At 43.7% G+C, this 26,378-nt stretch carries 27 protein-coding genes; 11 read left to right on the top strand and 16 right to left on the bottom strand.

Annotated elements, in window-relative coordinates:
* Positions 1-71 precede the first annotated feature (71 nt).
* The 6 genes from lhgD to recQ form a co-directional block, all read right to left on the bottom strand.
* Positions 72-1,271 carry an L-2-hydroxyglutarate dehydrogenase gene (lhgD, locus tag FBF61_RS24745; RefSeq protein WP_138482383.1) on the bottom strand — a complete coding sequence of 400 codons (1,200 nt, stop codon included), beginning with the start codon at positions 1,269-1,271 and terminating at the stop codon, positions 72-74.
* Positions 1,272-1,303: 32 nt separating this feature from the next.
* Complete coding sequence (locus tag FBF61_RS24740; protein WP_138482381.1) at positions 1,304-2,500, bottom strand: anhydro-N-acetylmuramic acid kinase; 1,197 nt, start codon at positions 2,498-2,500, stop codon at positions 1,304-1,306.
* A gap of 87 nt (positions 2,501-2,587) precedes the next feature.
* Positions 2,588-3,673, bottom strand: coding sequence for a PSP1 domain-containing protein (locus tag FBF61_RS24735; protein WP_229215205.1), 1,086 nt, complete (start codon positions 3,671-3,673; stop codon positions 2,588-2,590).
* The gene (locus FBF61_RS35310; RefSeq protein WP_262712834.1) at positions 3,670-3,792 is read right to left on the bottom strand and encodes a hypothetical protein; all 123 of its coding nucleotides are present in this window, start codon (positions 3,790-3,792) and stop codon (positions 3,670-3,672) included. The genes FBF61_RS24735 and FBF61_RS35310 overlap by 4 nt, the downstream gene beginning before the upstream one ends.
* Before the next feature lie 3 nt (positions 3,793-3,795).
* Complete coding sequence (purD, locus tag FBF61_RS24730; protein WP_138482377.1) at positions 3,796-5,085, bottom strand: phosphoribosylamine--glycine ligase; 1,290 nt, start codon at positions 5,083-5,085, stop codon at positions 3,796-3,798.
* Between the two features lie 58 nt (positions 5,086-5,143).
* Positions 5,144-7,357: a DNA helicase RecQ gene (gene recQ / locus FBF61_RS24725; protein WP_138482375.1), complete on the bottom strand. Its 2,214-nt coding sequence runs from the start codon at positions 7,355-7,357 to the stop codon at positions 5,144-5,146.
* A gap of 93 nt (positions 7,358-7,450) precedes the next feature.
* On the opposite strand from recQ, the gene FBF61_RS24720 reads away from it, so the two are divergent.
* Positions 7,451-8,425 carry a KpsF/GutQ family sugar-phosphate isomerase gene (locus tag FBF61_RS24720; protein WP_138482373.1) on the top strand — a complete coding sequence of 325 codons (975 nt, stop codon included), beginning with the start codon at positions 7,451-7,453 and terminating at the stop codon, positions 8,423-8,425.
* A gap of 46 nt (positions 8,426-8,471) precedes the next feature.
* Here the strand turns inward: FBF61_RS24720 and FBF61_RS24715 are convergent, their stop codons facing one another.
* From FBF61_RS24715 to rpmG, 5 genes are all read right to left on the bottom strand, one after another.
* A complete protein-coding gene (locus FBF61_RS24715) occupies positions 8,472-8,948 on the bottom strand; it encodes a DUF4293 domain-containing protein (RefSeq protein ID WP_138482371.1) in 477 nt (158 codons plus the stop codon).
* A gap of 75 nt (positions 8,949-9,023) precedes the next feature.
* Entirely contained in the window at positions 9,024-10,334 is a 1,311-nt protein-coding gene (gene rimO, locus FBF61_RS24710; RefSeq protein WP_138482369.1) for a 30S ribosomal protein S12 methylthiotransferase RimO, read from the bottom strand.
* Between the two features lie 339 nt (positions 10,335-10,673).
* A complete protein-coding gene (ftsY, locus tag FBF61_RS24705; protein ID WP_138482367.1) occupies positions 10,674-11,636 on the bottom strand; it encodes a signal recognition particle-docking protein FtsY in 963 nt (320 codons plus the stop codon).
* 121 nt (positions 11,637-11,757) lie between these two features.
* Positions 11,758-11,910 carry a DUF4295 domain-containing protein gene (locus FBF61_RS24700; protein ID WP_138482365.1) on the bottom strand — a complete coding sequence of 51 codons (153 nt, stop codon included), beginning with the start codon at positions 11,908-11,910 and terminating at the stop codon, positions 11,758-11,760.
* Between the two features lie 106 nt (positions 11,911-12,016).
* The gene (gene rpmG / locus FBF61_RS24695) at positions 12,017-12,199 is read right to left on the bottom strand and encodes a 50S ribosomal protein L33 (RefSeq protein ID WP_138482363.1); all 183 of its coding nucleotides are present in this window, start codon (positions 12,197-12,199) and stop codon (positions 12,017-12,019) included.
* Between the two features lie 276 nt (positions 12,200-12,475).
* Here rpmG and FBF61_RS24690 point away from each other — a divergent pair, with 276 nt between their 5' ends.
* The 3 genes from FBF61_RS24690 (at position 12,476) to FBF61_RS24680 (ending at position 15,789) form a co-directional block, all read left to right on the top strand.
* A complete protein-coding gene (locus tag FBF61_RS24690) occupies positions 12,476-13,018 on the top strand; it encodes a c-type cytochrome (protein WP_138482361.1) in 543 nt (180 codons plus the stop codon).
* A gap of 92 nt (positions 13,019-13,110) precedes the next feature.
* Positions 13,111-14,604 carry an Asp-tRNA(Asn)/Glu-tRNA(Gln) amidotransferase subunit GatB gene (gene gatB / locus FBF61_RS24685; protein WP_138482359.1) on the top strand — a complete coding sequence of 498 codons (1,494 nt, stop codon included), beginning with the start codon at positions 13,111-13,113 and terminating at the stop codon, positions 14,602-14,604.
* A 30-nt stretch (positions 14,605-14,634) separates the two neighbouring features.
* Positions 14,635-15,789 carry a TlpA disulfide reductase family protein gene (locus FBF61_RS24680; RefSeq protein ID WP_138482357.1) on the top strand — a complete coding sequence of 385 codons (1,155 nt, stop codon included), beginning with the start codon at positions 14,635-14,637 and terminating at the stop codon, positions 15,787-15,789.
* 82 nt (positions 15,790-15,871) lie between these two features.
* Here the strand turns inward: FBF61_RS24680 and FBF61_RS24675 are convergent, their stop codons facing one another.
* Positions 15,872-16,753 (bottom strand): Rossmann-fold NAD(P)-binding domain-containing protein, encoded by an 882-nt coding sequence (locus tag FBF61_RS24675; RefSeq protein ID WP_138482355.1) that lies wholly within the window; start codon positions 16,751-16,753, stop codon positions 15,872-15,874.
* 21 nt (positions 16,754-16,774) lie between these two features.
* Here FBF61_RS24675 and FBF61_RS24670 point away from each other — a divergent pair, with 21 nt between their 5' ends.
* Positions 16,775-17,785: a gliding motility protein GldB-related protein gene (locus FBF61_RS24670; RefSeq protein ID WP_138482353.1), complete on the top strand. Its 1,011-nt coding sequence runs from the start codon at positions 16,775-16,777 to the stop codon at positions 17,783-17,785.
* A 50-nt stretch (positions 17,786-17,835) separates the two neighbouring features.
* Positions 17,836-18,924, top strand: a complete 1,089-nt coding sequence (locus tag FBF61_RS24665) for a complex I subunit 1/NuoH family protein (RefSeq protein ID WP_138482351.1) — start codon at positions 17,836-17,838, stop codon at positions 18,922-18,924.
* On the opposite strand, the gene FBF61_RS24660 is transcribed toward FBF61_RS24665, so the two are convergent.
* The 3 genes from FBF61_RS24660 to FBF61_RS24650 are packed head-to-tail and all read right to left on the bottom strand — an operon-like array spanning position 18,925 to position 21,344.
* Positions 18,925-19,377: a DUF3299 domain-containing protein gene (locus tag FBF61_RS24660; protein WP_138482349.1), complete on the bottom strand. Its 453-nt coding sequence runs from the start codon at positions 19,375-19,377 to the stop codon at positions 18,925-18,927. It abuts the gene before it with no gap.
* A 58-nt stretch (positions 19,378-19,435) separates the two neighbouring features.
* Positions 19,436-20,662, bottom strand: a complete 1,227-nt coding sequence (locus FBF61_RS24655) for an ABC transporter permease (protein WP_138482347.1) — start codon at positions 20,660-20,662, stop codon at positions 19,436-19,438.
* Positions 20,663-20,717: 55 nt separating this feature from the next.
* On the bottom strand, positions 20,718-21,344 hold the full coding sequence (locus FBF61_RS24650; RefSeq protein ID WP_138482345.1) for an ABC transporter ATP-binding protein: 627 nt from the start codon (positions 21,342-21,344) through the stop codon (positions 20,718-20,720).
* 231 nt (positions 21,345-21,575) lie between these two features.
* On the opposite strand from FBF61_RS24650, the gene FBF61_RS24645 reads away from it, so the two are divergent.
* The 5 genes from FBF61_RS24645 to FBF61_RS24625 are packed head-to-tail and all read left to right on the top strand — an operon-like array spanning position 21,576 to position 25,636.
* Entirely contained in the window at positions 21,576-22,586 is a 1,011-nt protein-coding gene (locus FBF61_RS24645) for a DUF6089 family protein (RefSeq protein WP_229215203.1), read from the top strand.
* A 47-nt stretch (positions 22,587-22,633) separates the two neighbouring features.
* Positions 22,634-23,299: a type IX secretion system protein PorG gene (porG, locus tag FBF61_RS24640; protein WP_229215202.1), complete on the top strand. Its 666-nt coding sequence runs from the start codon at positions 22,634-22,636 to the stop codon at positions 23,297-23,299.
* A 6-nt stretch (positions 23,300-23,305) separates the two neighbouring features.
* Positions 23,306-23,848, top strand: coding sequence for a DUF2911 domain-containing protein (locus FBF61_RS24635; RefSeq protein WP_138482341.1), 543 nt, complete (start codon positions 23,306-23,308; stop codon positions 23,846-23,848).
* 24 nt (positions 23,849-23,872) lie between these two features.
* The gene (locus tag FBF61_RS24630; RefSeq protein WP_138482339.1) at positions 23,873-24,769 is read left to right on the top strand and encodes a S1 family peptidase; all 897 of its coding nucleotides are present in this window, start codon (positions 23,873-23,875) and stop codon (positions 24,767-24,769) included.
* Between the two features lie 42 nt (positions 24,770-24,811).
* Positions 24,812-25,636, top strand: a complete 825-nt coding sequence (locus tag FBF61_RS24625; protein WP_138482337.1) for a phytanoyl-CoA dioxygenase family protein — start codon at positions 24,812-24,814, stop codon at positions 25,634-25,636.
* 17 nt (positions 25,637-25,653) lie between these two features.
* Here FBF61_RS24625 and FBF61_RS24620 read toward each other — a convergent pair whose 3' ends face one another.
* Positions 25,654-26,349 (bottom strand): YjjG family noncanonical pyrimidine nucleotidase, encoded by a 696-nt coding sequence (locus FBF61_RS24620; RefSeq protein ID WP_138482335.1) that lies wholly within the window; start codon positions 26,347-26,349, stop codon positions 25,654-25,656.
* Between the last annotated feature and the right edge of the window lie 29 nt (positions 26,350-26,378).

Raw genomic sequence — 26,378 nt, 5'->3', positions numbered from 1 at the left:
TAAATAAAAAATCCCTGGTTTCAAATTTAGAAATCAGGGATTTTTGTTTTTTAAGTCGTCAGAATTATTGCCTACATTCTTGCGAGAACTCTTTCGGAGACGGTTTGCCCGATCGACAGCGACGAGGTTGCTGCCGGTGAGGGTGCGTTACAAACATTGATCGAGCCTTTATTTTCTATGATCGAGAAATCGTCGAGCAGGCCGCCGTCATAATCACATGCCTGTGCCCGCACGCCCGAGCCACCGGGAATCAGGTCTTCGCTCTGTATTTCCGGTATCAGTTTCTGTAATGCTTTTGTAAATGCAGTCTTTGAAAACGACCGGTAGTATTCGCCCATTCCTGTTTTCCAATATTTTGCAGCAACTTTCCTGAAACCAGGCCATGCCAGCGAATCCAGTAGTTCCGGCACATTAATGTCCAGTTTATTGTAACCCTCGCGCCGAAATGCGAAAACGGCATTGGGTCCTGCTTCAATGCCACCTTCGATCATCCTGGTAAAATGTACGCCAAGAAAAGGGAAATTAGGATCAGGTACCGGGTAAATCAGATTTTTGACGAGGTAGTGCTTTTCGGGACGTATCTTGTAATATTCACCGCGAAAAGGGATGATGCGGACTTTTATGGTTTCCGGTTGTGTGAGCTGGGCTACTTTGTCAGAATATAGTCCTGCGCAGTTTACAACTAATTTTGTTTCAAATACTTTGCCGGTAGCAGACACAACCTCGGAAAAGGTATTACGGCTTTTGATATCAATTACCTTTTCTCCGAAAAGAATCTCCCCATCCAGCTTTCGCAGGCATTCTGCATATTTTTCTGAAACCGCTTTGTAATCAATAATGCCAGTATAGGGCACCCATATACCTTCCAATCCGTTTACATGCGGCTCTATTTCCTTGATTTCGGAGGCGGAGATCATGCGGTTCTGAACCAGCCCATTTTGCATGCCTCTTTCATACAGATTACGTAAAAGGGGCTTTTGGTCTTCGCTCGTAGCAACCACAACCTTTCCGCACAGATCAAACGGAACGTTTTCCCGCCGGCAAAAATCCAGCAGCATTTCGTAACCGCGTATACAATTGGTTGCTTTGAGGCTTCCGGGTTTGTAATAAAGACCGGAATGGATTACGCCGCTGTTATGTCCGGTCTGATGCCTCGCTACCTCGTTTTCTTTTTCCAGAAGCAGGATTTTAAGTCCGGGCTTTTGCTCTTTGATACGGAGGGCGGTTGCAAGCCCAACGATTCCTCCTCCAATTACAGTAATGTCGTACATGTATTTTAAGACTGCTTATTTAATAATCGGCGTTATTGCGGGAAAGAAATTTTCCCCATTGATATACCTGGAACACCTTCTTTCTCTCCAAAATGTGTTTGGTTCCCGGCTACCGTTTCATTGGCGAGTACTGCAAAAAGCACCGCTTCTTTGGCGTCTCCGGAAACGCCCAGTTCGTCGATGAGTTTCACGGGACAACTACCCAGCTGTTCACGGATAGCGTCCATCAGTACCGGATTATGGGCACCGCCGCCGCTCGCGTAGACGGTATATGACTCTCCGGAATGAATTACACTTTTAATTGCATCAGAGATGGTGTCAGCGCTGAGCCTGGTTAAAGTAGCGATGATGTCCTGGCGGGAAAGCGAAGGAAGTTTCGATTTTTGAATCGCGGTCTCCACATAGTCAAAATTGAAAACTTCCGGTCCTGTTGTTTTTGTAAACGACTGCCTGAAAAAAGCTAGTGATTTCAATGTTTCAAGTAAGGCATCATTAACCTTTCCGGTTGATGCGATCTGGCCGTTTTCGTCAAAGGGTTTATGATAAAATCTGCGCGTGTAAGCATCGATGAGGGTATTTCCTGGCCCTGTGTCTGTTGTAAAAACAGTGGTTGCGTCCAGCGTTGCAGGTAAAAAAGTAAAATTGGCGATTCCTCCCATATTCAGCAGAATCCGGTTTTCACCGTTTTTTGAGAATAAATAATAGTCTCCATATACTGCCAGCGGTGCGCCTTCACCTCCCGCAGCTATATGTTTCTGGCGGAAATCACTTATGGTAATGATATTTGTTTTGACGGCAATATGGTCCCCATCGCCGATCTGAAGCGTTGCGTCGGGAAACCCGGCCAATTTGTGTTGTTTTTTGGGAGCATGAAAAACGGTTTGTCCATGGCTGGCAATCAAGTCGATATCTGCCCCAGGTATGTTCCAATCTTTCAGACAGTTCAGCACCATTTCGCCGTGCGTTGTGCCGATAAAAGGGTTGAGCAGGCAGAGTTGCTGAAAGTCAATTTCCCTTTTGGCGAAAATTTTACGGATTTCGTCCCTGAAAGGCTCTGTGTAGGGTATTGTAGTAAATCTTTCCAACTCCAGAACGGTTTCCAGCCCGCTGCCTTCGATTTTGCACAGCGCTATATCCAGGCCGTCAAGCGATGTCCCGGACATTAATCCGATAATCCTTCGTGATTTCTGAAATGCGATCTCATGAAGTTTTTTGATGTGTTCTTTCATACTGAAGGGCTTAATAAAAAAGAAGCCAAGCTTTTTCAACTTGACTTCCTGAAAATTATGGCATCCGCATAGACATTAAATCTAATATTATTGCGGAGAGCATGACGGCTGGGGCTTGTTATTATTATTCTTGTTTTTTCCCGACCTGTTTTTCTTCTTTTTCTTCTTTTTCTGTTCCTCGCTGTATTTTTTGTCCAAATTTTCCAAGTCGCTGTTCAGCTTGTTGGATCCTTTTTCCAGGCTCTTTTCAGGCTCTGGCGTAAGAATTTCAAGCGATTCCGGAATGATGTCTTTTTTGTTCAAAGCCATGATCTCCAATACCTTATCAATCGCTACGGGGTACCAGTTTGTATCTTTATCAAAACCAAACCACATCACTTTTTTAAAGATATCCGTCTTCTGCAAAACCGCCACCCCTTTTTTTGTCTTTAAAGGAACATCCACTGTCGGGATATCTCTGAGTGCATCAATGTAAGTTTCTAGCTCATAGTTCAGACAGCATTTCAATCGTCCGCACTGACCCGAAAGTTTTGCAGGATTCAACGAGAGGTTTTGGTAACGTGCGGCTGCCGTTGAGATGTTTTTAAAATCTGTGAGCCATGTAGAGCAGCAAAGCTCCCGGCCACAAGATCCCAATCCTCCCAGCCGGCTGGCTTCCTGGCGCAGGCTGATCTGCCTCATTTCAATCCTTACCTTAAATTCAGAAGCAAGTGACTTGATCAGTTCGCGGAAATCGACGCGTTCTTCGGATGAGTAATAAAACGTCGTTTTAGTATTGTCAGACTGAAATTCAACATCGGACAATTTCATATTCAGCTTCATCTCCCGGATAATTTCGCGGGTACGGTAGAGTGTAGGCATTTCGCGCGCCATAGCCTGCGTATGCTTGTCCAGATCCTTTTCCGTTGCAATTCGGTATATCACATGCAGATCGTCGCTGATCACCACATTTTTTCGCTTCATCTGAAGACGAACCAGCTCACCCTGAAGGGACACGGTACCTATATGCTGGCCAGATGCCATTTCACAGACAACGTGGTCACCCGTGATAAATTCCAACTGATTTATATTGCGGAAATATTCCTTTCTGCCTCCTTTAAATTTGACTTCTACAACATCGAACCGTTGGCTGGTCGGCACATCCATATGGCTCAACCAGTCGTAGACATTCATTTTATTGCATCCGCCTGTTCCACAGGTTCCTTTACTTCCACATCCGGAGACAGCCGATCCATTAGTACCGCATCCGCCGGATGAACATGATCCACATCCCATAATTTATGCCTGTTCATCTATCAATCATTGTAACGAATCAAATCCACACCAATGTCGTGCCGGAAGTACTTACCTTCAAATTGAACCGCTTGTGCGGCGCGTTGTGATTTATGTATAGCATTTTCAAGAGAATTGGCGATACCTGTAAGTGCCATTACTCTGCCTCCGTTGGTCACGACTTCAGTATTTCCATTAAAAGTAGTTCCAGCGTGGTATAAATACACATCTTCTACCTTCTGATTTCCTGAAATCACTTTTCCTTTTTCATAGTCTCCGGGATAGCCACCTGAAACCACTACTGTGGTTACGGCAACCTGGGGAGAAATATGCATTTCGCAGTCATTCAGCGTACCTTTTCCTGTCGCTGCCATCAGCATTGCAAAATCCGACTGAATACGGGGTATTACTACTTCGGTTTCGGGATCTCCCATCCGGACATTATATTCAATTACAAAAGGCTCACCTTTGATATTCATCAAACCAATAAAAATGAAGCCAACATATTTGATACCCTCACTTTTTAATCCCTGAAGCGTAGGTTTGACGACTTTTTCATCGACCTTACGAAGGAAATTGGCGTCCGCAAAAACCACTGGTGACACGGCTCCCATCCCTCCGGTGTTAAGCCCCGTATCGTCCTCCCCGATACGCTTATAATCTTTGGCCTCTGGAAGGATCTTATAATTTTCTCCGTCCGTAAGTACAAAGACCGACAACTCTATTCCCTTCAAAAACTGCTCCACAACCACTTTACTTCCGGCATTTCCGAATTTGCCGTCTACAAGCATTTCTTTAAACGCTTGCTCGGCATCTGCGTGTTTTTCGGCAATAATTACACCTTTTCCAGCCGCCAGCCCGTCTGCTTTCAGCACAATTGGTAGTGGAAGTGTTTCGAGATATTCCAGACCGATTGCGAGAAGGTCGGCGGTGAAGGTACGGGAAGAGGCGGTAGGAATACCGTATTTCTGCATGAATTGTTTTGAAAAATCCTTGCTTCCTTCCAATTGGGCACCCGCTTTGTTGGGACCTATGATCTTAACTTTGGCCAGGTCGGTTCGTGACTCAAAAAAATCCACGACCCCGTTGACAAGAGGTTCCTCCGGTCCTACAATGACCAATTCAATATCATTTTCTAAAACTGCGTTGGCAACTGCATCAAAATCGTTGTAAGAAATAGAAAGGTTTGTTGCCACTTCGGCTGTTCCGGCGTTTCCAGGAGCAACATATAATTTATCGCAGAGAGGGCTTTGGGAGATCTTCCAGGCAAAAGCGTGCTCTCTTCCCCCGGACCCCAATATAAGTATGTTCATAAATTGGTTTAAAAAAATTCACTGTACTGACTAATCACTAGTCTTTATTTAACGCCTGTTAGTTTGCAAGCTCTGATAAAAACTTGATGCGCATCAGTCTCAATTCTTCTTCGCTTATTTCATCATTTGCAAATTCATCCAATGCCGCGGCGATATTATCCGTTTCAGCAGTCATGAAATAATCATAGATATCCTGCTGTCTCTCCCGGTCGATGACCTGGTTAATATAGTAATCCAGGTTAAGCTTTGTGCCGGAATAACAAATATGCTCAACTTCCTCGATAACATCCGCAAGTGCAAGGTCCTTCACCTCGGCTATTTCATCCAGGCTTACCTTGCGGTCGACCTGCTGAATAATAAAGATTTTAATCTTGGATTTATTAATTGTCGACTTGATGACCACATCCTTCGCCGTTTCAATTTCATTCTCTTCTACGTACCGGGTGATGAGATCGATAAACTGGCGACCGAATTTCTGTACTTTCCCCATACCAACACCGTTGATCTGGGCCATTTCCTGCTGAGTGGTCGGGTAGGTTGTGGCCATCTCTTCCATAGACGGATCCTGGAAGATTACATAAGGAGGCAGGTTTTTTTCTTTTGCTACTTTCTTGCGAAGTGCTTTAAGCATACCCAGAAGCGCCTCGTCATAAGCATGTGCACTTCCTCCGCCGGTCGCGGCATCCTTATCATCATCCTCTGTCTTAACCTCTTCTTCCTCGAAATTATGGTCTTTGTGCAAAGTTACCTGGTATGGGTCATTCAGGTAATTTGAACCTTTTTCGCCAATTTTAAGAACACCGTAATTCTCGATGTCCTTTTCCAGATAATTGAAAATCACGAGCTGGCGTATGGTAGAGATCCAATAATCGCGCGACTCGTTAATTTCTAACCCTTTACCATAAACTTCCAGCTTGTCGTGCTCATAGCTCTTAACATACTGGTTTTCAGTAGCGGTAACCAAATCGGCAATATGGTCTGCGTCGAAACGCTGTTCAGTAAGCTGTACTGATTTCAGTATCAGGACTACATCATCCTGTACCTTGGTCTTTTCCGTCGGTTTGATACAATTGTCGCAGAAGCCACAGTCTTTTTCCAGATATTCCCCGAAATAGCTGAGCAACTGCCTCCGCCGGCATACACCAAGCGTGGAATAAGCCACCATTTCATTGAGTAAATGACGTGCATTGTCGCGCTCAGTAACGGTCTTATCCTTGTTGAATTTCTCCAGTTTCTGGATGTCATCGTAACTGTAGAACATCAGGCAATTGCCTTCCAGTCCATCTCGCCCTGCACGTCCAGTTTCCTGATAATAGCCTTCGAGGGACTTGGGTACATCATAATGGATCACAAAACGTACATCCGGCTTGTCGATCCCCATTCCAAAAGCAATAGTGGCGACGATTACATCTGCCTCTTCATTCAGGAAAGCGTCCTGGTTTGCCATGCGCGTGTTGCTGTCGAGGCCGGCATGATATGGCAACGCACGCACATCATTAACAGTTAGTAATTCAGCTACTTCTTCAACCGTTTTTCTGCTCAGGCAATAGATAATGCCCGACTTGCCTTTGTTGTTTCGAACGTAGCGTATCAGTTGTTTTTTTACATCCTTTTTGGGACGGATTTCGTAGTAGAGGTTCTTTCTGTTAAAAGACGACTTGAAGGTTTCTGCTTCTTCCATCTGGAGGTTTTTCCGGATGTCCTGCTGTACCTTGGGAGTGGCTGTAGCAGTAAGTGCAATGATAGGAAGCTGACCAATATTTTCAATAATACCATAAATACGACGGTACTCAGGTCTGAAATCATGGCCCCACTCGGATATACAATGGGCCTCGTCGATCGCGACAAAAGATATTTTTACTTTTTTAAGGAAGTCCAGGTTCTCTTCCTTTGTAAGAGATTCGGGAGCGATATAAAGTAATTTGAGGCTTCCGTCCAGGGCGTCAGATTTGACCCTGTTCATTTCTGCTTTTGTAAGTGTGGAATTCAGGAATTGAGCATTAATGCCAAAGGCAGTCAGCTGATCAACCTGATTTTTCATCAATGCGATCAGAGGCGAGATAACGATGGTCAGGCCGTCACTGACAAGAGCGGGTAACTGATAACAAAGTGATTTCCCTGCTCCGGTAGGCATGATCACAAAAGTATTTTTACCGAGAAGGATGTTCTGAATAATTACTTCTTGCTCACCCCGGAATTGACTGTACCCAAATATTTCTTTAAGTCTTTCTTTTAACGTGTCTAATACGACTTTATCAACCTTCTTTACCATACTCTGTTAACAAAATGGTTATCCCAAACTTCTCTATCTTTGCTTTTGAAATTAATAAATCCAATTGGTTCTCAATAAAACTGTGTTTCAGATTTGAAATTAATAAAAAATATTCAGTCAATAGCAAAAGAAGTATTACAGCAAGAGGCAGAAGCATTGCATAATCTTGTTGGAATGATCGGGGATGAATTTGAAAACTGCGTATATGCTATACTGAACTCAGGAGGACGGGTTGTTATTTCCGGAATTGGCAAAAGTGCCATCGTAGGTCAGAAAATAGTGGCGACATTAAATTCCACGGGAACGCCCGCATTGTTCATGCATGCAGGTGATGCCATACATGGGGATCTTGGCATGATTCAGGACAACGATGTAGTAATTGTAATTTCTAAAAGCGGGGATACACCTGAAATCAAAGTGCTGGTACCCCTTTTAAAGCGCATCGGAGTAACCATGATCGCTATGGTGAGCAACAGGGACTCTTATCTCGGGAGGAGCTGTAGCCATATTCTGCACGCTTTTGCACCAACTGAAGCCGACACGATGAACCTGGCTCCAACGACCAGTACTTCCGTGGCCATGGCTCTTGGTGATGCCCTGGCGATTTGCCTGCTGGAAGCCAGAGGATTTACTTATGACGATTTTGCAAAATACCATCCCGGCGGATCGCTTGGGAAACGTCTCTATCTGAAAGTCTGTGACATTTATCCTAACAATGCTTTGCCAGTAGTCGCAGAGAAGGCAACATTACAGGAAGTAATTCTTGAAATAACGTCAAAAAGACTCGGGGCCACAGCTGTTAAGAAGGAATCAGGAAAAATGGCAGGCATTATCACCGACGGTGACCTTCGCCGTATGCTCAATCAGCATGCAGGTGACAGCATACTGGACCTGAAAGCATGCGATATTATGACCACGTCACCGATTTGCGTATCGCCAGAAGAATATGCGGTCAGGGCACTTGAAATTATGCAGCTTAAAAGCATCACCCAGGTTGTGGTGGTGGAAGATGATGTTATCCTGGGCTTTGTTCACCTCCACGATTTGCTGAGGGAGGGATTAGTATAAATTTCAGGGCAACGGGTTATTATTTCCATTGCCCCGACCATTCGTTTTATCTGAATCTTTTAGATTGCTGCACTTCCCGCTCATCTTTACGGATAAACCGGTTGGCAAAAACATTTGCAAGCATAGCCGCCACAAGACCGTAGAAGCCCATTTCGTAATTGCCAGGCGTTTGGGGATCAAATAATTTCGCCGTTTTATAAAAAGTGAAATAGATCACCAGTCCCATAATAATGGTCATCAATATGGAATTAACTGCGCAAAGTGCAGACTGTAAAACCCGATTTCTGAATTGGAAAATAGCATACGCGGCAATTCCGGCAACCAGGATTGCCAAAATGATCAAATAATAGGCCGGCTGAACCTGGGACTGAACTGCATTGACCTGATGATTCAGCCTTATCGCAGTAAGATCGGCATGTTGCTCTCCTGAAACAGATACCTTGCTCCATATTGGAAATGCAAGAAAAATACCCATTCCAACGATAGTAATGGCCAAAAAAATAGTTTGGATTCTTTGTAACATAAGTCTTTTAAATAATTATTAATGCGGCTTGGCAAGCGACAAATTTAATAACAAGTCAAACAGCAGAAAAAGAAATCAGGAAATTACCTCTCCGTACAAATCGAATTCTTCGGCATTGGTAATTTTTACGTTGGCAAAGTCGCCAAGCCTTACATATTGACTGGCTGGTACCAATACTTCATTATCGACTTCTGGTGAATCGAATTCGGTGCGGCCAATAAAATGTCCTCCCTCCTTGCGGTCAAAAAGGACTTTATAAGTATTGCCGATTTTTTGCTGGTTCAATTCGTAAGAAATGCCTTGCTGCAATTCCATAATCGCGTCTGCGCGTTCCTGTTTGATCTCTGCGGGAATATCATCCGGCATTGTATAAGAATGAGTATTGTCTTCGTGGGAATACTGGAAAGCACCCAGCCTGTCAAAACGCATCTTTTCAACAAATTCAAAAGTCTCGTCAAATGCGGCGTCAGTTTCTCCGGGATGTCCAACGATCAGCGTAGTACGTAAGGCAATCTCTGGTATCTTTTCCCGGATCGACTCGATCAATGCTTCTGTTTTTTCACGGGTAATGCCCCTGCGCATCGATTTCAGGATTTCAGTGGACCCTGATTGCAGCGGCATGTCCAGATATTTACAAATATTGCTTCGCTCCTTCATCACATCCAGAACATCCATGGGGAATCCGGCAGGATAAGCATACTGCAACCTGATCCATTCAATGCCTTCAACATCGGAAAGCTGGGCAAGCAAGTCGGACAAATTTCTTTTTTTGTAAATATCAAGACCATAATAAGTAAGGTCCTGGGCAATCAGGATCAGCTCTTTTGTGCCGCGTTTTGCCAATGATTTTGCCTCTTTGACCAATTCGTCAATGGATCTCGAAACATGTCCTCCGCGCATAATCGGTATAGCACAAAAACTGCATGGCCTGTCGCATCCTTCGGCGATTTTCAGGTATGCATAGTGTGTCGGTGTAGTAAGAAGACGCTCCCCGACTAGCTCGTGCTTATAATCTGCTTTGAGTGTTTTGAGAAGCCGCGGAAGTTCATTTGTGCCGAACCATGCATCTACGGTTGGGATTTCTATGGAAAGCTCATCTTTGTAACGATGCGACAGACAGCCTGTTACGTAAACCTTGTCCACCATTCCTGCCGCTTTGGCGTCGGCGTAACGAAGGATGGTGTTGATAGACTCTTCTTTGGCATTATCGATAAATCCGCAGGTATTGATAACAACAATCTGCGAATCATCTTTTTTCGACTCGTGGGCAACATTAAAACCGTTTCCTTTGAGCTGGGTATAAAGTACTTCCGAATCCACCAGGTTTTTGGAGCAACCCAGTGTTACTATGTTAACCTTATTTTTGACTATTCCTTTGGTTTTCATTGGGGGAAAAGCTGTCAGCAATCAGCTACTAGCTTATGATTAATATTGAAAAACTACCATTTGTATCAGGCAAAGTGATTGATACTGACTGGAAAATGGGCTGCAAAGTTCGGTAAAAATGTCAGGAATGCCTACTTAATATAGGGAAATCGTTCTTTGCGATATTCGACAGGGATGTGCTGCCAGTGGTGATATTCAGAATAAGATGAAGGGCACGCACATATCCGTACCAACTTTCAACGGCGAGTTGTTGCCGATGGTATTTTTGGTGAAATTAAGTAGTTTTCATGGCCACCAGCTAAGAGTCCGAAGGCGAACCAAAGATCAGAAGGCGTATGGTTATCCGATCTTTTTAAACAATGAATCCACAAATTCGTCCCTGTCAAACACCTGCAGGTCCTCCATTTTCTCGCCGACACCGATGTATTTCACAGGAATTTTGAATTCGTCAGAAATGCCTATTACGACCCCGCCTTTTGCCGTTCCGTCCAATTTGGTAATTGCGAGCGCCGTTATTTCAGTTACCTTGGTGAACTCACGAGCCTGTATAACAGCATTTTGCCCGGTACTGCCGTCCAGCACGAGCAATACTTCATGTGGAGAATCCGGAATAATCTTTTGCATCACGCGCTTGATTTTCGAGAGCTCGTTCATCAGGTTTACTTTGGTATGCAAGCGGCCGGCCGTGTCAATTATAATTACGTCGGCACCAGATTCTGTCCCTTTTTTTAAAGCATCGTAGGCAACGGCCGAGGGATCAGTGTTCATTCCGTGGTCGATTACCGGAACATCCACGCGCTTGCCCCATAATTTCAGCTGGTCTACCGCCGCAGCCCGGAAAGTATCAGCGGCTCCTAACACAACTTTATGTCCCTTTTGATGAAACTGGTGGGCAAGTTTTCCGATCGTTGTCGTTTTACCGACGCCGTTCACACCTACCACCATAATCACATAAGGCTTGGGAAGGTGCTCTGTTTCAAAGCTGTCTTTGATGTCTACAGATTTGTTTTCGGTCAGAAGCGCGGCAATTTCTTCCCGCAGGATATGGTCAAGTTCTGCCGTGGTAGCATATTTGTCCCTGGCAACGCGCTCTTCTATTCGTTTGATGATTTTCACAGTAGTTTCAACACCTACATCGGAGCTGACGAGGATATCTTCCAATTCGTCCAGAACGTCTTCGTCGATTGTCGTTTTACCAACTATTGCGCGCGACAGTTTTCCAAAGAAACTGTCCTTTGTTTTTTCGAGGCCTTTGTCTAACGTTTCTTTTTTCTCTTTTGAAAAAAAACCAAATAAGCTCATAATCGGAGTATGGGATATAAAATCTGTAAGCGTATGTGTATTTATTACGGCTCAAAAATATAACAAAAAAAGTCCCAAAAGGGACTTTTTAAAACTCAATATCAAAACCTATAAAAGGAAATCAGTTTTTCAACGCTCCTTGAACACCGTCAAGAGGTACGATTTCTTCTTTGAACGTGTAAGCTCCTGTTTTTGGAGATTTAACGGCTTTAATCACTTTGGCAAATGATTTACCGCCTTCTTTTTTCAGGGTAGCAACTACTTTCTTTGCCATGTCTGTATATTTTTAAAATGTTATATATTAAAAGCTATCAGTTAGTGATACGCTGCCTGGCTACTTATGTTAAATTTCCTAAGCAACCGCCGAGCTTACAACGAACTTACTTAATCTCTTTGTGGATTGTATAGCGTCTCAGAAAAGAATTGAATTTTTTCAATTCCATACGGCTAGGCGTATTTTTCCGATTTTTTGTAGTCACATAACGTGACATTCCTGGAACACCACTATCTTTTTGTTCTGTGCATTCCAATATAACCTGTACTCTATTACCTTTCTTAGCCATTACTTTACATCGTTTTACAAATAGGACTGCAAAAGTAATAACATTTCATATTATTCACAATAATATATTTCAAATAAAGATAAAATTTGAAGATTTTTATTTTTATGGTTTGATGTTAATGAGCTGATAAATAATGTTTTGTCGATTGTTTTTGTTAAAAAAGATCGTGCTTTCCGTAACAAATATCAAGGAATTCTAACGCAAACTTGCTTTCTTCGTGTGGCGATTAAACAGTAATGACCTTAATCTGGCGGAAATTTTAAAAAATTGAAAACAATGACACTCAAAAAAAGTACTTCTTGGGTATTTACAGCCCTTGTAGTTTCTCTTTGCGCAGGCTGTTCTTCCAAAGAAGATCGCGATAAGTACGATCATTATTATGGCTCGGGTAGCAAAGCCAGGGAAGAAGCAGCTCTTGTAACCCTTCAAAGTGAAAGAAAAAACCAACCTGAGCGGACACCAGCATCTGCACCCGCGCCTGCCACATCTCCATCGGATTCAACCAAACCAGGAGATACTACTGCTGCTGCTGCCACAGCAACGCCGGTAGATGCAGCCCCTAAACGCAAAGCGGTACCTGCGGATGTTTCTGCATTATTGAACAAGCATGCTTGTTTTGCGTGTCACCAAGCTTATGATAAGGTGATCGGGCCTGCTTATTCAGAAGTGGCGAAGAAAAAGTATACAGCGGATGAAATCGTCGAACTGGTACATAATCCAAAACCAGAGCACTGGCCCGGATATCCTCCCATGGCTCCTCTTGCACACGTTCCGAAAGCCGATATTGTTATTATAGCAAACTGGATTAACTCTTTGTAATATCAAAGGGTAGTCTTTATATAGAAAATACGGGCCGTTCATGCTGTGGACGGCCCGTATTTGTATCTTTGCGAAAGCATTTGTTAATTATTATGACCGAAAAGGCACATCATCCCGCTGATATCAGTGATGAACTTTTAGCCACTTACGAAACCGTCATTGGGCTTGAGGTACATTGCCAGCTTCTAACCGACTCCAAATTATTTGCCCAGGACCGCAATCTTTTCGGTGCCGGGCCCAATACCAATATTGGCCCGCTGACTCTGGCTTTGCCGGGCACCTTGCCCAAGATCAATAAAAAGGCAGTTGAATACGCAATACGGCTCGGGCTGGCTTGCGGATGTTCTATCAGCCGACGGACTATTTTTGACCGGAAAAATTACTTTTACCCTGATCTTCCTAAAGGTTACCAGATTTCCCAGGACAAAAAGCCGATCTGTGAAAATGGAGGGGTTAAGATTTCTGTGAAAAACACCGCAGGGCAAATCAACGAGAAGCTGATCCGTTTTCATCATATACACTTAGAGGAAGATGCCGGAAAATCAGTTCATGACGGCAGCGACACTGCTACTTTGCTCGATTACAACCGGGCTGGAACGCCGTTGGTGGAAATGGTTTCAGAGCCTGATTTGCGCTCGGCGGAAGAAACCGGGGCTTTTGTAACGGAAATCAGAAGGCTGGTGCGCTATCTTGGTATCAGCGACGGGAACATGGAGGAAGGGTCACTTCGCTGCGATGTGAATGTATCCATCAGGAAGAATGGAGAGAGCAGGCTCGGGACCAAAGTGGAGGTGAAAAACATGAACTCGATCCGGAACATGATGCGCGCTATCGCTTATGAAACCAGAAGGCAGGTGGCGCTGCTCGAGAATAACATTGAAATACAGCAGGAAACACGCATGTTTGATGTCGAAAATGGTCAAACTTACGGCATGAGGGTAAAGGAAACAATGAACGATTACCGTTATTTTCCCGATCCTGATCTTAGTCCTATAATAGTGTCAGACGAATGGCTTGAAAATATCAAGGCGAGTATGCCTGCGCTTCCGCATGAATTACGTGAAAAATTTACGTTGAAGTACGGAATTCCGGCATACGATGCAATGGTACTCACTGACACCAAGGAAATAGCAGATTATTTCGAAACGGTCTGCTCCAAAACATCTTCATATAAAGCTGCGTCAAACTGGCTGATGGGTCCTGTAAAATCTTATCTCAATGACCACGACGGAGATATAGCATTGTTCCCCGTGAGCGCACAAAGTCTGGCCGATCTGATAGAGCTGAGCGAATCCGGGGTTGTGAGCAATTCGGTAGCTTCCCAGAAAATATTTCCTGTGTTATTGGCTGAGCCTGAGCGGACACCGACAGAAATTGCAACATCAAATAACTGGCTGCAAAACAGCAATACAAACGAACTTGAAACGTTGGTAGATGAGGTAATCAGCTCAATGCCAGATAAAGTCGCGGCATATAAAAAAGGTAAAAAGGGACTGTTAGGGCTGTTTGTAGGGGAGATTATGAAAAAATCAAATGGTACCGCAGATCCGAAACTGGTCAACCAACTTCTTGCCGGGAAACTCTGAAAATTTGTCACACAAATTCTAGAATATATCATGAAGGAATATTTTAAACGGTGTCTACTTGCCTCCGGTTTTTCTATCGTCAGCCTGCTGTCGGTAGCTCAGGAAATTACGCCAAAAGAGTTTACGGTGACGGGAAAAGTCAAAAATGGAGTGAAAGGAGAAAAGATTATTCTTTCGCGTTCCGGAGCCAATGGATCTTCAGTTAAACTGGATTCCACGCAGCTTTCCGGGGACGGGTCTTTCACAGTAAAGGGTACTGAAAAAGAAAGGGGAAGTTTTTTCTCGATCAATGTGGCTGACCGTCAGAAAGTCGTTTTGCTGGTTGAAGGCGGGGAGAATTTTAATGTAATAGCGGACGGAGTTGCTAAAGACAGCAAGGGCAAAAACGGAAAAGCTGAGGTGACAGGATCCAAAAACATGGAGTACTATGCCAAAATCGATCAGTTAATGCAGGGTTTTGCTGCGAAAGTGACCGTTTGGAACGAAGAATATGCTGCTGCGGAAGAAAAAAAGGATACCAAAAAAATTCAGGAAATACAGCAATCTTTTGCCGCTGCTGATAAGGAGCGCCTGGAAGTAATCAAGAAGTTGTTGCCGGAAATGGGGACCTCACTAGTAGCTCTGTTTACAGCCAATAATTTCCTGAGCCCGGAAGATGATCTGGAAATCCTGAAAAAACTGGCTGAAGATTACAGCCAGGTTCAGCCCACGCCTGTGCTGGCAAAGTCTTTCATTGGCCAGGTGAAACGAATGGCGGGACTTGCAGTTGGTGAGCAGGCCCCAGATTTTACGCTGAACGATCCCCAGGGAAACAAAATAGCTCTTTCTTCATTGCGCGGAAAATTTGTTCTGATAGACTTCTGGGCTTCCTGGTGTGGCCCCTGCCGCATGGAAAATCCGAATGTGGTTCGCATGTATGACAAGTTCAAAGACAAGGGTTTTTCTATTTATGGCGTTTCGCTTGACGATAATGAGAAGGCATGGAAAACGGCTATCGAAAGGGACAATCTCAAATGGAACCATGGCTCAGAACTCAAAAAATGGAACTCAGGCGTGGCGCAGGCGTACGGAGTAAATGCTATCCCTGCGACATTTCTCCTGGACAAGGACGGTAAGATCATCGCCAAAAATCTTCGTGGCCCGGCTCTTGAGACCAAACTGACAGAGTTGCTCGGGGCGCAGTAGAAAACAGATATGACAATGAAAAGTCCATGGGATATGATCTCATGGACTTTTTTTGTAAATTAATGATTTGATTATGCCGGTTTTAACGAAGTTCGTCTTCCAGGCTGTAATAGAAGTCCAGCGGATCAGAGAACAGGAATTTGTAATCGTAGAAAGAGGAAAATTTATCGGCCGAAATAATTTTAAAGTCTTGCTCGGTTGCAAATTGGTCGAAGGTGGGTACTTCCCAGCCAAATTGGTTACATGAGGCTTCGTATACTTCACCACGGGTTGGATGGAGTGGGGCTACAATATTAAATGTCTCGTTCACCACGCCGCGTTCCAGAATGGTTACAATGATCCCGACAGCATCGTCGCGATGGATATAATTTACAGGTATTGAACGGGTTGTCATATTTTTTTGTCCCTTTACGTATTTCCCCGGAATGCGGTTGTAGCCAAGCAGACCGCCAAGCCGGAGAATTGATACCGTTTTTTCATGGCGCAGTGATTGAATTATATTTTCGGCGGTAACCATGTCCGGAGATGCAGATTGTTCCGGAAGCAGCACGTCATTTTCCAGGACAATCCTGTTTAAGTCAGGATAAATTCCGGTTGAACTAATGAAAATTATTTCTTTGATGAAAGATTTTTCTATTTCATCAGCCACTGAATCAATCTGTCTGGTATAGAATCCAGGTTCAGTTTTGCCCAGGCGCGGTGGCAGGGAAATGATCAACGAATCGGTATCGAAGAAAGACATCGTTGAGGAATCATCACTTCGAAGCTCAGGGGTCAAATCGAGTAGGTAGCCGTCAATTCCGTTGGTTTTGAAGTTTTCCAGTTTGAAGAGCGACGTTGTACTTCCTTTGATTTCCGAAGTGATCGGGTGACTTCGAAGCCGTATGGCAAGCGGAAAACCCAGCCAGCCACAGCCCAGAATGCTTATTCGTTTTTTTTCTACTTTTGATTGCTGATTCGACATATTAATCTTTTATCCCACACAATGATATATTCCAGAATCTTACCCTTCCTAATGCTATTTGCCGTTTTTGTTGTTTCCTGCAAAACTGATGACAGGGAAGAAACAGCTGCAGATGCCATTCAAATGGACCTTTTTTCGGAAAATCTTGACCAGGAGCTTTTCTCCTGCAAATCGGTTAAAGATGTGCAAAATTTTCTGAATAAGCATCCGCATCTTTCGAGCATTTACTTCACAGACTCACCCGTTGATTCAGCACAGTTTACGTCATATTTATATAATATTTTACAAAATCCGGATTTACAAGCTTTTAAAAAGCAGCTGGATTCACTGATCGGAAACCGGAACACGACGATTTTAAATCCGCTACAGAAGGCTTTTAAAAATATAAAACATCATTATCCTGATTTTAAAGCGCCCCGGATTGAATTTATGGTGACTGGTTTTACCGGCAACGATCTTTACATTTCCGACTCGCTTATCATCATTGGTCTCGACTATTTCGGAGGGCCCTCCGCTCGTTTCCGGCCTGATGTCTTTGATTATCAGCTCAAAAGATATCAAAAGGAGTATATTGTTCCGGCCATTATATTCTTCACATCCAACCGTTACAATAAAATGGATGCTGCCGATCAGACACTTCTCGGAGATATGGTGGGCTATGGAAAAGGATACGAATTTGTAAAACAGATCATGCCAGATACACCCGATAGCCTGATCCTGGGGTACTCCGGCGAAAACCTGCGCCGGACCTACAATAGCCAGCTTCAAATATGGTCTTACTTTATTTCCAGCAAATTGCTATATGAGAAAAGTGACCTGCGGAAAAAGAAATTTATAGAAGAAAGACCATTTACGTCCGAAATCGGGGAAAAAGTGCCGGGCGCTATCGGACGTTGGCTTGGTTGGCGTATTGTTGGCCGTTTTATGGCGGAAAATCGTAAAGTAACGCTGGTCGAGCTGATGCAGATCGACAATGCCGCCAGGATTCTTCAGGAATCGGGATATAAAGGTGAGCCCGATGACCAGGAGTAAGTTTTTTACTTACTTTTGTGAAAATTGGAAACGTATATAATTGGTTGTTGATGCCGTTTACACTCATCTTTTTCTTGTTGGCGGTCCCCGGGTTTGTCGTAGTTGGGGTATATCTGGAACGTAAAGTCTCAGCATTCATACAAGACAGGATGGGGCCTATGGAAGTGGGTAAATGGGGGCTACTGCAACTTTTCGCCGATTTGCTGAAGTTGCTTCAGAAAGAAGATATTGTTCCCAAAGCCGCCGATCGCCGGCTTTTTCTTATAGCGCCTTTCGTAATTTTTCTATCCGTATTTACTGGCTTTGCAGTGGTTCCTTTAGCCCCCGACCTGGCAGGATCAGCCGCAACTGTGGGGGTTTTCTTTTTACTGACAATAGTTTCGATTGATGTCATCGGGCTGCTGATGGCGGGCTGGGGCTCCAATAACAAGTTTGCATTGTATGGTGCGATGCGGGCGGTAGCACAGATCATTTCATACGAAATCCCGCTGGGCCTCGCGATCCTCTGTGTTGTTATGCTCACGCAAACATTAGATTTACAGGTAATTAGCTATCAGCAAGGAATTTACAGTCCGGACACGATATATCTTTTTGGAATGAAAAAACTCGGGATCGATGTCACGGGTGTGGGCGGTTTTTTATCCTGGAATGTGATCAGGAATCCATTTTTATTAATTGCTTACATTGTATTCTTCATTGCTTCGCTGGCCGAATGCAACCGTGCGCCTTTTGATTTGCCGGAGGGAGAATCTGAATTGGTGGCCGGTTTCCATACTGAATATTCCGGGATGCGCTGGGCATTGTTTATGCTTTCTGAATATGGTATGATGCTGCTGGTTTGCCTCTTGGGAGCGATTTTATTTCTGGGAAGCTGGAATACCCCTTTTCCAAATATAGGCCCTCTGAAACTCGCGGATTGGACCAGCGGTGAGCCTGGAACCTGGTTTGGCTACATGACCGGAGCTTTCTGGTTATTAAGCAAAGCGATCACTGGTATCTTGATTCAGATGTGGGCACGATGGACATTGCCGAGGCTGCGTGTTGATCAGCTGATGTATCTGGGCTGGAAAGTGCTGACGCCGGTAGGGTTGGTTTTGTTCTTTATTTCAGGTGTCTGGCGCCTGGTAGGGATTCAGTGATCAATTCGCGATTTCAGCGTTTTCGAGGATATAATTCATTTGATATATATCGTCTGCATTGAGCTTTAAAGTGCCCACGAACGTGAGCCGTTCGTCAGTTTTAAATTTCTTTCCGTCTTTCTTCTTAAAATTCAAAGTCATAACGGTTTCCGGACCAGCACCCCCGCAGAAAAAACAGGCACTGAACGGAAAAGCTGACAATACATACAAATTAGCTTCCAGATCCACCGGAAGAATATAACCGGTAATTGTCACCTGCTGGTTTTTTAGCTTTTCGACACTCGGGCCAAAGGTCGGATGAAGCATATATATGGACTCTTCGGCATACCATTTCTTCTTAAAAGTGACGTCACGCAATATTTCCCATGTCAATTTTACCGGATTGGGAGCAGGCGTGAATGCGAAAAGAGAAGTAATGCAGCAGAATAATATGATGGCTTTTACAGATTTCATCGGAGTTATGGGTTTGCCTAAAAGATGATAAGCTAGGTTAACAAATTTAAGCAGAATATCATTCCTCTGCCAATGTTCGCGATATATTGAGGCGATATATGCCAAGAGAAGGCAATGCGGCTGCCAGCAAACCGATCACCAACGCGCCTAAAAAGAGAAAAATTTCTTCCGGTAAAAGACTGAATTCACTCAAAGAATAATGAAAATCCCGCTCTGCGGCTTTGGAAAAAAGCAGAAGGCCAATCCTGCTAACGATAATTCCCGTAAAAAATCCGGTTATAGCCAGCATTATCCCTTCCATCAGCAGCATCAGAAAAAGTCTGGAACGTGTAGCTCCCATGGACATCATGAGTGCCATTTCGTATTTCCTTTCCTTGAGCGAATTGTAAAGAGAAATGAATACACTTACCCCTGCGATGCTAATAATGATCAGCGCCAATGCGCGGAGAGTTTCAATGCCGACACCCAGTAATGAAAACAAACGGTTGATCTCGATACTTGGCAGTGCAGCTTGCATAGATGTGTTTTCGTTGATCTGACGCGGAATTGTCATGAGACCCATCGGGCTTCTGAATTGGACAAGCGCACTGGTCACTTGTTTTTCTTCATGATGTTCGGGATCGGCTTCATGGTGATCTTCTTCATGATCATCATGCCCGGCAGGTTCTGCATGTTCATGAATATCCCAAACACTGGAAAGGCTCGTCAAAACCAGCTGGTCCACTACTGAACCGTTTGCCTCAAAAATTCCTACGACCTTGTATTTTTTCTCGCCATGTGCATCGCCTTGTGCATCAAGCCCGTGCGAGCTGGCGAAAGTATCCCCTATTTTCAGTTTTGTGGCTTCAGCAACTTTGCTTCCAATGGTAACTTCCATAGAGGCATCAAATAATTTTCCTTGCGTCATCTTCGCTTCAAAATGCGCCGGATATTGAGCTGTTGTGCCTAATATTCTGAACCCTTGATAATTATCTCCCATTGAAAGAGGAATAACAGTTTTTACAAAGGGGTTTCTTTTTAATCCGTTGACCTCCGCAAGCGGGATATTGCCCGTTGGAGCGTCTATCTGGTAGATACTCGAAAGTATCACTTGCAGCGGACTTCCCTTTGCCCCGACTACCATATCGATACCCTTAATGTTTTTCTTGAACTGCTCATCCAATTGTCGGTCGAGCAGTAGCAGCAGGGATATCATCCCAATGCCTAACGTAAGAAGAAGCGCACTCAAAAAACTGTTTAGTTTTTTCTCCTTAAGATTGGCAACACTTATTTTGAGAAGGTTCATTCCGATAATATAATAGAATTAAAAATCAACAGATTTTCCGAAATAGGGAATTTGTTTACAAAAAAACCTGGTTCGAAAATTCATCCTTCAGTCGTTGGTCGTGCGTAACAACAACCAGACTGGCTCCTATTGACCCCGACTGCGTTTTCAGCAGGTCAACAACTTTGCGGCAATTGTTGTCATCCAGATTAGAAGTCGGTTCGTCGGCAAGGATCACATTTGGATTGTTCATCAACGCCCGGGCTATACTTACCCGTTGCTGTTCACCTTGGCTGAGTTGGGTGGTTTTTTTAGACAAATGCTCAGCGAAACCCAATTGCTCGGCAAGATATATAGCCTTGTTCTTGTCCTGACTTCTGTTAGCGAGGTAGTTGGACATCAAAATGTTATCTATTACTGTAAGCGAGCTGACGAAGTGTGGCTTCTGGTAAATAATGCCGATATTTTTGGCCCTTATTTCAAGAATCTGTTTTGCCGAAAGGTCGGTAACCTTGCTTTCGGCAATATGAATTTCCCCGGAATGAGGCTTCAATAGCAGAGCAAGCAAATGAAGAAGAGTGGTCTTCCCTTTTCCTGATTGTCCCAGGATCAGTAGAGTTTCCTTGTCCCCGCAGGTGATATCGGGAAAAGTAAATTTCTTTTCAGGAGAATATGCGAACTGTAAATTGTTGCTGGTAATCATCTGAGGCGGTTTTTCCTGATGTACAATGATAATGAAGTTTCAAGCGCTTTCGTTAAAACCGTCATGAAGGCATTGTTATTTGTATTTGAAACAATGTTGCAATTTGCGAATAATGTTGATTATTTAAAAAATACATCGGCACAAATAAATTAATCGCAAATACGTTCAAATGATGATGAACCCTGAATAAAACCAACAACTATTCTATTTTTGCAAAAAAATCATCAGAAAATGCGTAGAAATTTTGAATTGAAAAGAGTATCCGGAGCATTGACATTGATGTTGGCTCTCGGACTTTTATTGTCAAACGGAGAGTCTTACGCACAGAGCCGGGGTATTTTTGTACCTTATTCTACGGCTGGTTTTGGATTGGGAACTTCGAATTATTACGGCGATTTTGCTCCTTACAGAAGACCTATCGCATCTACTTTCAAAATGATGCGCTGGAGTATCGGCGGAAACTATACACGTCATTTTACACCACGTCTTGCGGCGAGAGCTGCATTTACCTACGCCCGGATCGCTGGCGATGATTACATCATGAACCGCGATTCGAAGCATGAAACCAACATTTACTACGCACGAAACCTTCATTTCAGAAATGACCTGAAAGAATTTTCTATCCAGGGTATTTTTAAGCTGATCCCCGACAACCGCAGTTATGACCGGCGTCCGCAATTTGGGGCCTATGTGTTTGCTGGGGTCGCACTGACCGCGCACAATCCCAAGGCGCTTGATTCTCTGAAAGGAGATTGGATCAAACTGCAGCCACTGGGAACCGAAGGTCAAGGTAATGAAGGTTATGCAAAACCTTATTCATTAGTGCAATTTGCTATTCCTGTGGGAATTGGTGTGAGATATAAAATCAATTCCAGATTCGACATTTCCGCAGAACTTGGCTTCCGGAAAACATTTACTGATTATCTCGATGATGCTCACGGTAACTACGCCGATCCGGCATTATTTGCAGATAATCCTACGGCACTGGCTCTTTCGAACAGGTCAGCCGAGCAGTTTGCCGTTAGAAAGGGTGCGGACAGGACTGAAACTATTAGGAAATTTCTGCAGGTAAATTATAACATTGATACCAACGATCCCCTGGCTACGCTGCCGTCCACAGGTTATGCTGCTCCCGGTACTTTCAGAGGTAACAGCCCTACACTAAAAGATAATTACCTCTTTGGTATGATACATATCAATTACATGCTTCCTTCCCAGATTAAATGTCCACCGCTCAAATAACAGGAATATCATTGAAGCATTTACGTAAATTTTTCATAAACAGATACTTGCTTTATCTTTTGATAGCAGGTATTTGTTTTTTTACGGCATCGGAGAACAAGCTTTTCGCACAAAAAATTGAACTGGGTGCCGGCATAGGCGGGCTCAATTACAAAGGGGATATTTCGCCGTCTTTGCGAATGCGGTTTTTCAGACCGGCGGGCAGTTTGTTTTTTCGTTATAATCCTAATCAGGCCCTGTCACTTCGTGCCGAATTGATGATGGGCGGCATCGGAGCTGCTGACCGGCATAGTGATGACCCGCTTCTCGTCGCCAGGAATATGTCTTTCAAGACGCGCATTCTAGAAGGCAGCGCAGTCGCAGAATATAACTTCCTCAATTTTGTTGACCGCAGGTTTGCGATAAACTGGAGCCCCTATGTCTTCGGGGGGATCAGTTACTCCAAATTTAATCCTGACATTCAGACCAGTTCTTACAAGACTTCCGGTTTTGTGTTGCCTTATGGAGTAGGAATAAAATATCAGGTCCGTCGTCCGTGGAATATCGGGCTTGAATTCGGGTCACGAAAAACCTTCACGGACTATCTGGATAATCTGGGGGGAGAGCCGGTTAACAAGGAGAAATTACAGCAAGGCGATCCATCGGTAAAAGATACTTACTATTATCTGCGTCTTTCTGTAAGTTATACTTTTTATAAAATTGTTTGTCCATAGTTAAGTATGAAAAAAATTCTGCTGATTGTTTTAGGTGTACTTGCAGTGTTGGCATTAGGCTTTTTCGGATTTAAAAAATACACAAAATCGTTTAGCCCGGAAGCTGTCGCTGAAACCAGTAATAATGGCGTTAATGTAAAAGTGAATTATAGTAAACCCGGTAAAAAAGGCAGGCATATCTTCGGAAGAGAGCAGGACAAAGCATTGCTGCCTTATGGTAAAGTCTGGCGGACAGGCGCAAACGAGGCCACAGTCATAGAAATAGGTCAGGGAGTTTCTATTGCCGGCAAGCCCGTGGAGGCAGGTAGTTACTCCTTGTATTCCATACCCGATCAGGGAAGCTGGAAAATTATATTGAATTCCGATGTCGGCCAGTGGGGTACTGAATACAATGATGGTAAAAATGTGTTGACTGTCGAAGTGCCGATCCGGGTAAAACCATCTGTTCAGGAATTATTTACAATTTATTTCGAGGATATACCTAACGGATCAAACATGATTTTAAGCTGGGATCAGACCGAGGCAATAGTTCCTTTTACCCGCAATTGATGTTGGCCCAAAGTACCCTCTTCTATGTTTGTTGAAGCTATTGAAAAAGTAGATCAATTCACCCGCCCTGTTCATTTTATTCTGCGTTACTACACTGGCAGCGACATTGTTCCTGGTACCGGAACCTTGTTTTTTGTAAATGAGGAGGGGTTTGCAATTACCTGTCGGCATATCGCCCGTCAAATCATGTACGCTAATTCGATTTATGAAAACTACCTGAAATTCAAGACGGAACTACGGAGGTTTGAGAAGGATCCCGGTCAGGAAACGCAGCGTAATTTTCTGGAATTGAAGTACAAAATCAACTCTGAAAATCCGATCAGGATACTTTTTAACTTTATTAATTGCGTAGCAAATTATAAGGCGCTGAACGTTTATCTGCATCCAACCCAGGATCTGGCCATCATTCAATTCCGGGATTTTGAATCCAGGCAATACCAGGGATATGCGCGGTTTCTGAAAGATTCTAAGTCGGTCAGACAAGGAAGGTATTTGTGTAGGCTGGGATACCCATTCCCGGAGTTTACCAATTATCAATACAACAAAGACACGAATGATATTGAGTGGACAAAAAAGGGCAGGATAACTTCACCAAGTTTTCCAATTGATGGAATTATCACGCGTCATATAGGCGAAGGCAACGAGATCACCGGAATTGAAATGAGTACGCCGGGGTTGAGAGGCCAGAGTGGCGGACCTCTTTTTGATAAAAACGGGACAGTTTACGGGATGCAAAGCTCAACCCGTCACTTGCACCTCGGATTTGATCAGGTTAACCGGGAAGTGATTACGGACGGTCATCGCAAAAGAGTATCCAATTATCCTTTTTTAAATGTAGGTCAATGTGTTCACGTCGAGGTTATAAAGCATTTTCTTCGTGAAAAGAAGATTGCATTTTATGAAACGGAAGGGATAGGGTAGTTTCGGATTATCAGTTTCTTTTTATTCAAAATAAACTGAAAAATGACAGAGCAGAGCACAGACTTACTTCATAAGGAACTTTCAGAGCCTTTCACCGTTGCTCGTGAAGCGATTGAACATTTCGATACCTACGGATATGTGAAGCTCAAGAACGTACTGAGCGAAGCACTACTTTCGCATTATGATTCCTTGATTACAGATTTGGTATTTAAGCTTAATAAGCTGACCAAGCCTATGGAAGAACGTACGACCTACGAACGGGCTTTTTTACAGGTCATGAACCTTTGGCGTGAAAGTGAAGAGGTAAAGGAATTTGTTTTTTCAAAACGTCTGGCCAAAATAGCAACTGACCTTTTGCAGGTAAAAGGTGTAAGACTTTATCACGATCAGGCACTATATAAAGAATCAACCGGAGGAATCACTCCTTGGCATGCTGACCAGTTTTACTGGCCGCTTTCATCTCCAAAAACTGCGACTGTCTGGATCCCGCTTCAGAAAACTTCGATGGAAATGGGGCCTTTGGCTTTTGCCGAAAAAAGTCATCATGTAGAGATCGGGCGTGATCTGGAAATCAGTGACGAAAGCGAAGCATTGATGAGCGAACAATTAAAACAATTCCGGCTTAATGAAGGCCCGTTCGACCTCGGGGAAGTAAGTTTTCATGCAGGTTGGTTGTTTCACCGTGCGGGAGCAAACACTTCGGGATATCCAAGAAAGGTAATGACTATGATATATATGGACGCGGACCAAAAAATCACGCAGCCTAAAAATGAATACCAGCAAGCTGATTGGGAAACCTGGCTTTCGTCCAGGCCGATCGGTGGAGCGACCGATGGCGAGCTGAATCCAATGCTATTTAGTTACTAGAATAGCGAGCAGTTTTTTTAAAATATAAGCAACAGCTCTTCCAGGCGCTGAATATCGTAAGTAGGGGACTCGTCGAATTTTAAGCCTGCCGGATTATAATAGACCGTATCAATTCCAAACTGTTTGGCACCCATTATATCAGCAATCCAATTATCGCCTATCATAATACTTTCTTCTGGCGTAGCGTTTGCTACTTCCAATGCGTACGCATAGATTTTTGGATCGGGCTTTTTAGCATTGGCAGTTTCAAAAGTCACGACGTTCTCGAAAAAATGACCGATATCAGAACTCGCTATTTTTTTTGCCTGAATTTCATTGAAGCCATTGGTGATGATATGCAGCGTGTACCCCGCGGACCGGGTATAATTCAGAACATCCAAAGCACCTGACAGCAAGTGCTTTTTATCAGGTAATGTTTTAAGGTAAATTTCGCCGATTTCGCTATGGTTTGCCGGACATGCTACGCCAAGTTCTTCAAAAACCATTTTAAACCGATTTTCACGTATATAGGTATGGTGCAGTTTTCCGCTGTCGAAGGCATTCCAAAGCTCAGTATTGATCCTCAGAAAGGATTGGATAAATGCATCCAAAGAGGAAATGCCGTATTGGTTCAGCAACAAATCATGAAAGATTTCCCGCAATGATTCGGAAGAGTTTTTTTCAAAATCCCAGAGTGTATGGTCGAGGTCAAAGAAAAGATGCTTATACTTCATTTCTTGGTAAAGTTCTATATTTAGTAAAA

This window comes from Dyadobacter bucti (assembly GCF_005869225.1).
In the GTDB taxonomy this organism is placed as follows: domain Bacteria; phylum Bacteroidota; class Bacteroidia; order Cytophagales; family Spirosomataceae; genus Dyadobacter; species Dyadobacter bucti.
Note: the sequence above shows the minus strand (reverse complement) of the source record. Positions and strands in the feature narration are given on the sequence as shown.

Bases quoted from the DNA above. Each gene is read 5' to 3' on its own strand.
- lhgD (WP_138482383.1), bottom strand. From the start codon at position 1,271: ATGTACGACATTACTGTAATTGGAGGAGGAATCGTTGGGCTTGCAACC.
- FBF61_RS24740 (WP_138482381.1), bottom strand. From the start codon at position 2,500: ATGAAAGAACACATCAAAAAACTTCATGAGATCGCATTTCAGAAATCA.
- FBF61_RS24735 (WP_229215205.1), bottom strand. From the start codon at position 3,673: ATGAATGTCTACGACTGGTTGAGCCATATGGATGTGCCGACCAGCCAA.
- FBF61_RS35310 (WP_262712834.1), bottom strand. From the start codon at position 3,792: ATGAACAGGCATAAATTATGGGATGTGGATCATGTTCATCCGGCGGAT.
- purD (WP_138482377.1), bottom strand. From the start codon at position 5,085: ATGAACATACTTATATTGGGGTCCGGGGGAAGAGAGCACGCTTTTGCC.
- recQ (WP_138482375.1), bottom strand. From the start codon at position 7,357: ATGGTAAAGAAGGTTGATAAAGTCGTATTAGACACGTTAAAAGAAAGA.
- FBF61_RS24715 (WP_138482371.1), bottom strand. From the start codon at position 8,948: ATGTTACAAAGAATCCAAACTATTTTTTTGGCCATTACTATCGTTGGA.
- rimO (WP_138482369.1), bottom strand. From the start codon at position 10,334: ATGAAAACCAAAGGAATAGTCAAAAATAAGGTTAACATAGTAACACTG.
- ftsY (WP_138482367.1), bottom strand. From the start codon at position 11,636: ATGAGCTTATTTGGTTTTTTTTCAAAAGAGAAAAAAGAAACGTTAGAC.
- FBF61_RS24700 (WP_138482365.1), bottom strand. From the start codon at position 11,910: ATGGCAAAGAAAGTAGTTGCTACCCTGAAAAAAGAAGGCGGTAAATCA.
- rpmG (WP_138482363.1), bottom strand. From the start codon at position 12,199: ATGGCTAAGAAAGGTAATAGAGTACAGGTTATATTGGAATGCACAGAA.
- FBF61_RS24690 (WP_138482361.1), top strand. From the start codon at position 12,476: ATGACACTCAAAAAAAGTACTTCTTGGGTATTTACAGCCCTTGTAGTT.
- gatB (WP_138482359.1), top strand. From the start codon at position 13,111: ATGACCGAAAAGGCACATCATCCCGCTGATATCAGTGATGAACTTTTA.
- FBF61_RS24680 (WP_138482357.1), top strand. From the start codon at position 14,635: ATGAAGGAATATTTTAAACGGTGTCTACTTGCCTCCGGTTTTTCTATC.
- FBF61_RS24675 (WP_138482355.1), bottom strand. From the start codon at position 16,753: ATGTCGAATCAGCAATCAAAAGTAGAAAAAAAACGAATAAGCATTCTG.
- FBF61_RS24670 (WP_138482353.1), top strand. From the start codon at position 16,775: ATGATATATTCCAGAATCTTACCCTTCCTAATGCTATTTGCCGTTTTT.
- FBF61_RS24665 (WP_138482351.1), top strand. From the start codon at position 17,836: ATGCCGTTTACACTCATCTTTTTCTTGTTGGCGGTCCCCGGGTTTGTC.
- FBF61_RS24660 (WP_138482349.1), bottom strand. From the start codon at position 19,377: ATGAAATCTGTAAAAGCCATCATATTATTCTGCTGCATTACTTCTCTT.
- FBF61_RS24655 (WP_138482347.1), bottom strand. From the start codon at position 20,662: ATGAACCTTCTCAAAATAAGTGTTGCCAATCTTAAGGAGAAAAAACTA.
- FBF61_RS24650 (WP_138482345.1), bottom strand. From the start codon at position 21,344: ATGATTACCAGCAACAATTTACAGTTCGCATATTCTCCTGAAAAGAAA.
- FBF61_RS24645 (WP_229215203.1), top strand. From the start codon at position 21,576: ATGCGTAGAAATTTTGAATTGAAAAGAGTATCCGGAGCATTGACATTG.
- FBF61_RS24635 (WP_138482341.1), top strand. From the start codon at position 23,306: ATGAAAAAAATTCTGCTGATTGTTTTAGGTGTACTTGCAGTGTTGGCA.
- FBF61_RS24630 (WP_138482339.1), top strand. From the start codon at position 23,873: ATGTTTGTTGAAGCTATTGAAAAAGTAGATCAATTCACCCGCCCTGTT.
- FBF61_RS24625 (WP_138482337.1), top strand. From the start codon at position 24,812: ATGACAGAGCAGAGCACAGACTTACTTCATAAGGAACTTTCAGAGCCT.
- FBF61_RS24620 (WP_138482335.1), bottom strand. From the start codon at position 26,349: ATGAAGTATAAGCATCTTTTCTTTGACCTCGACCATACACTCTGGGAT.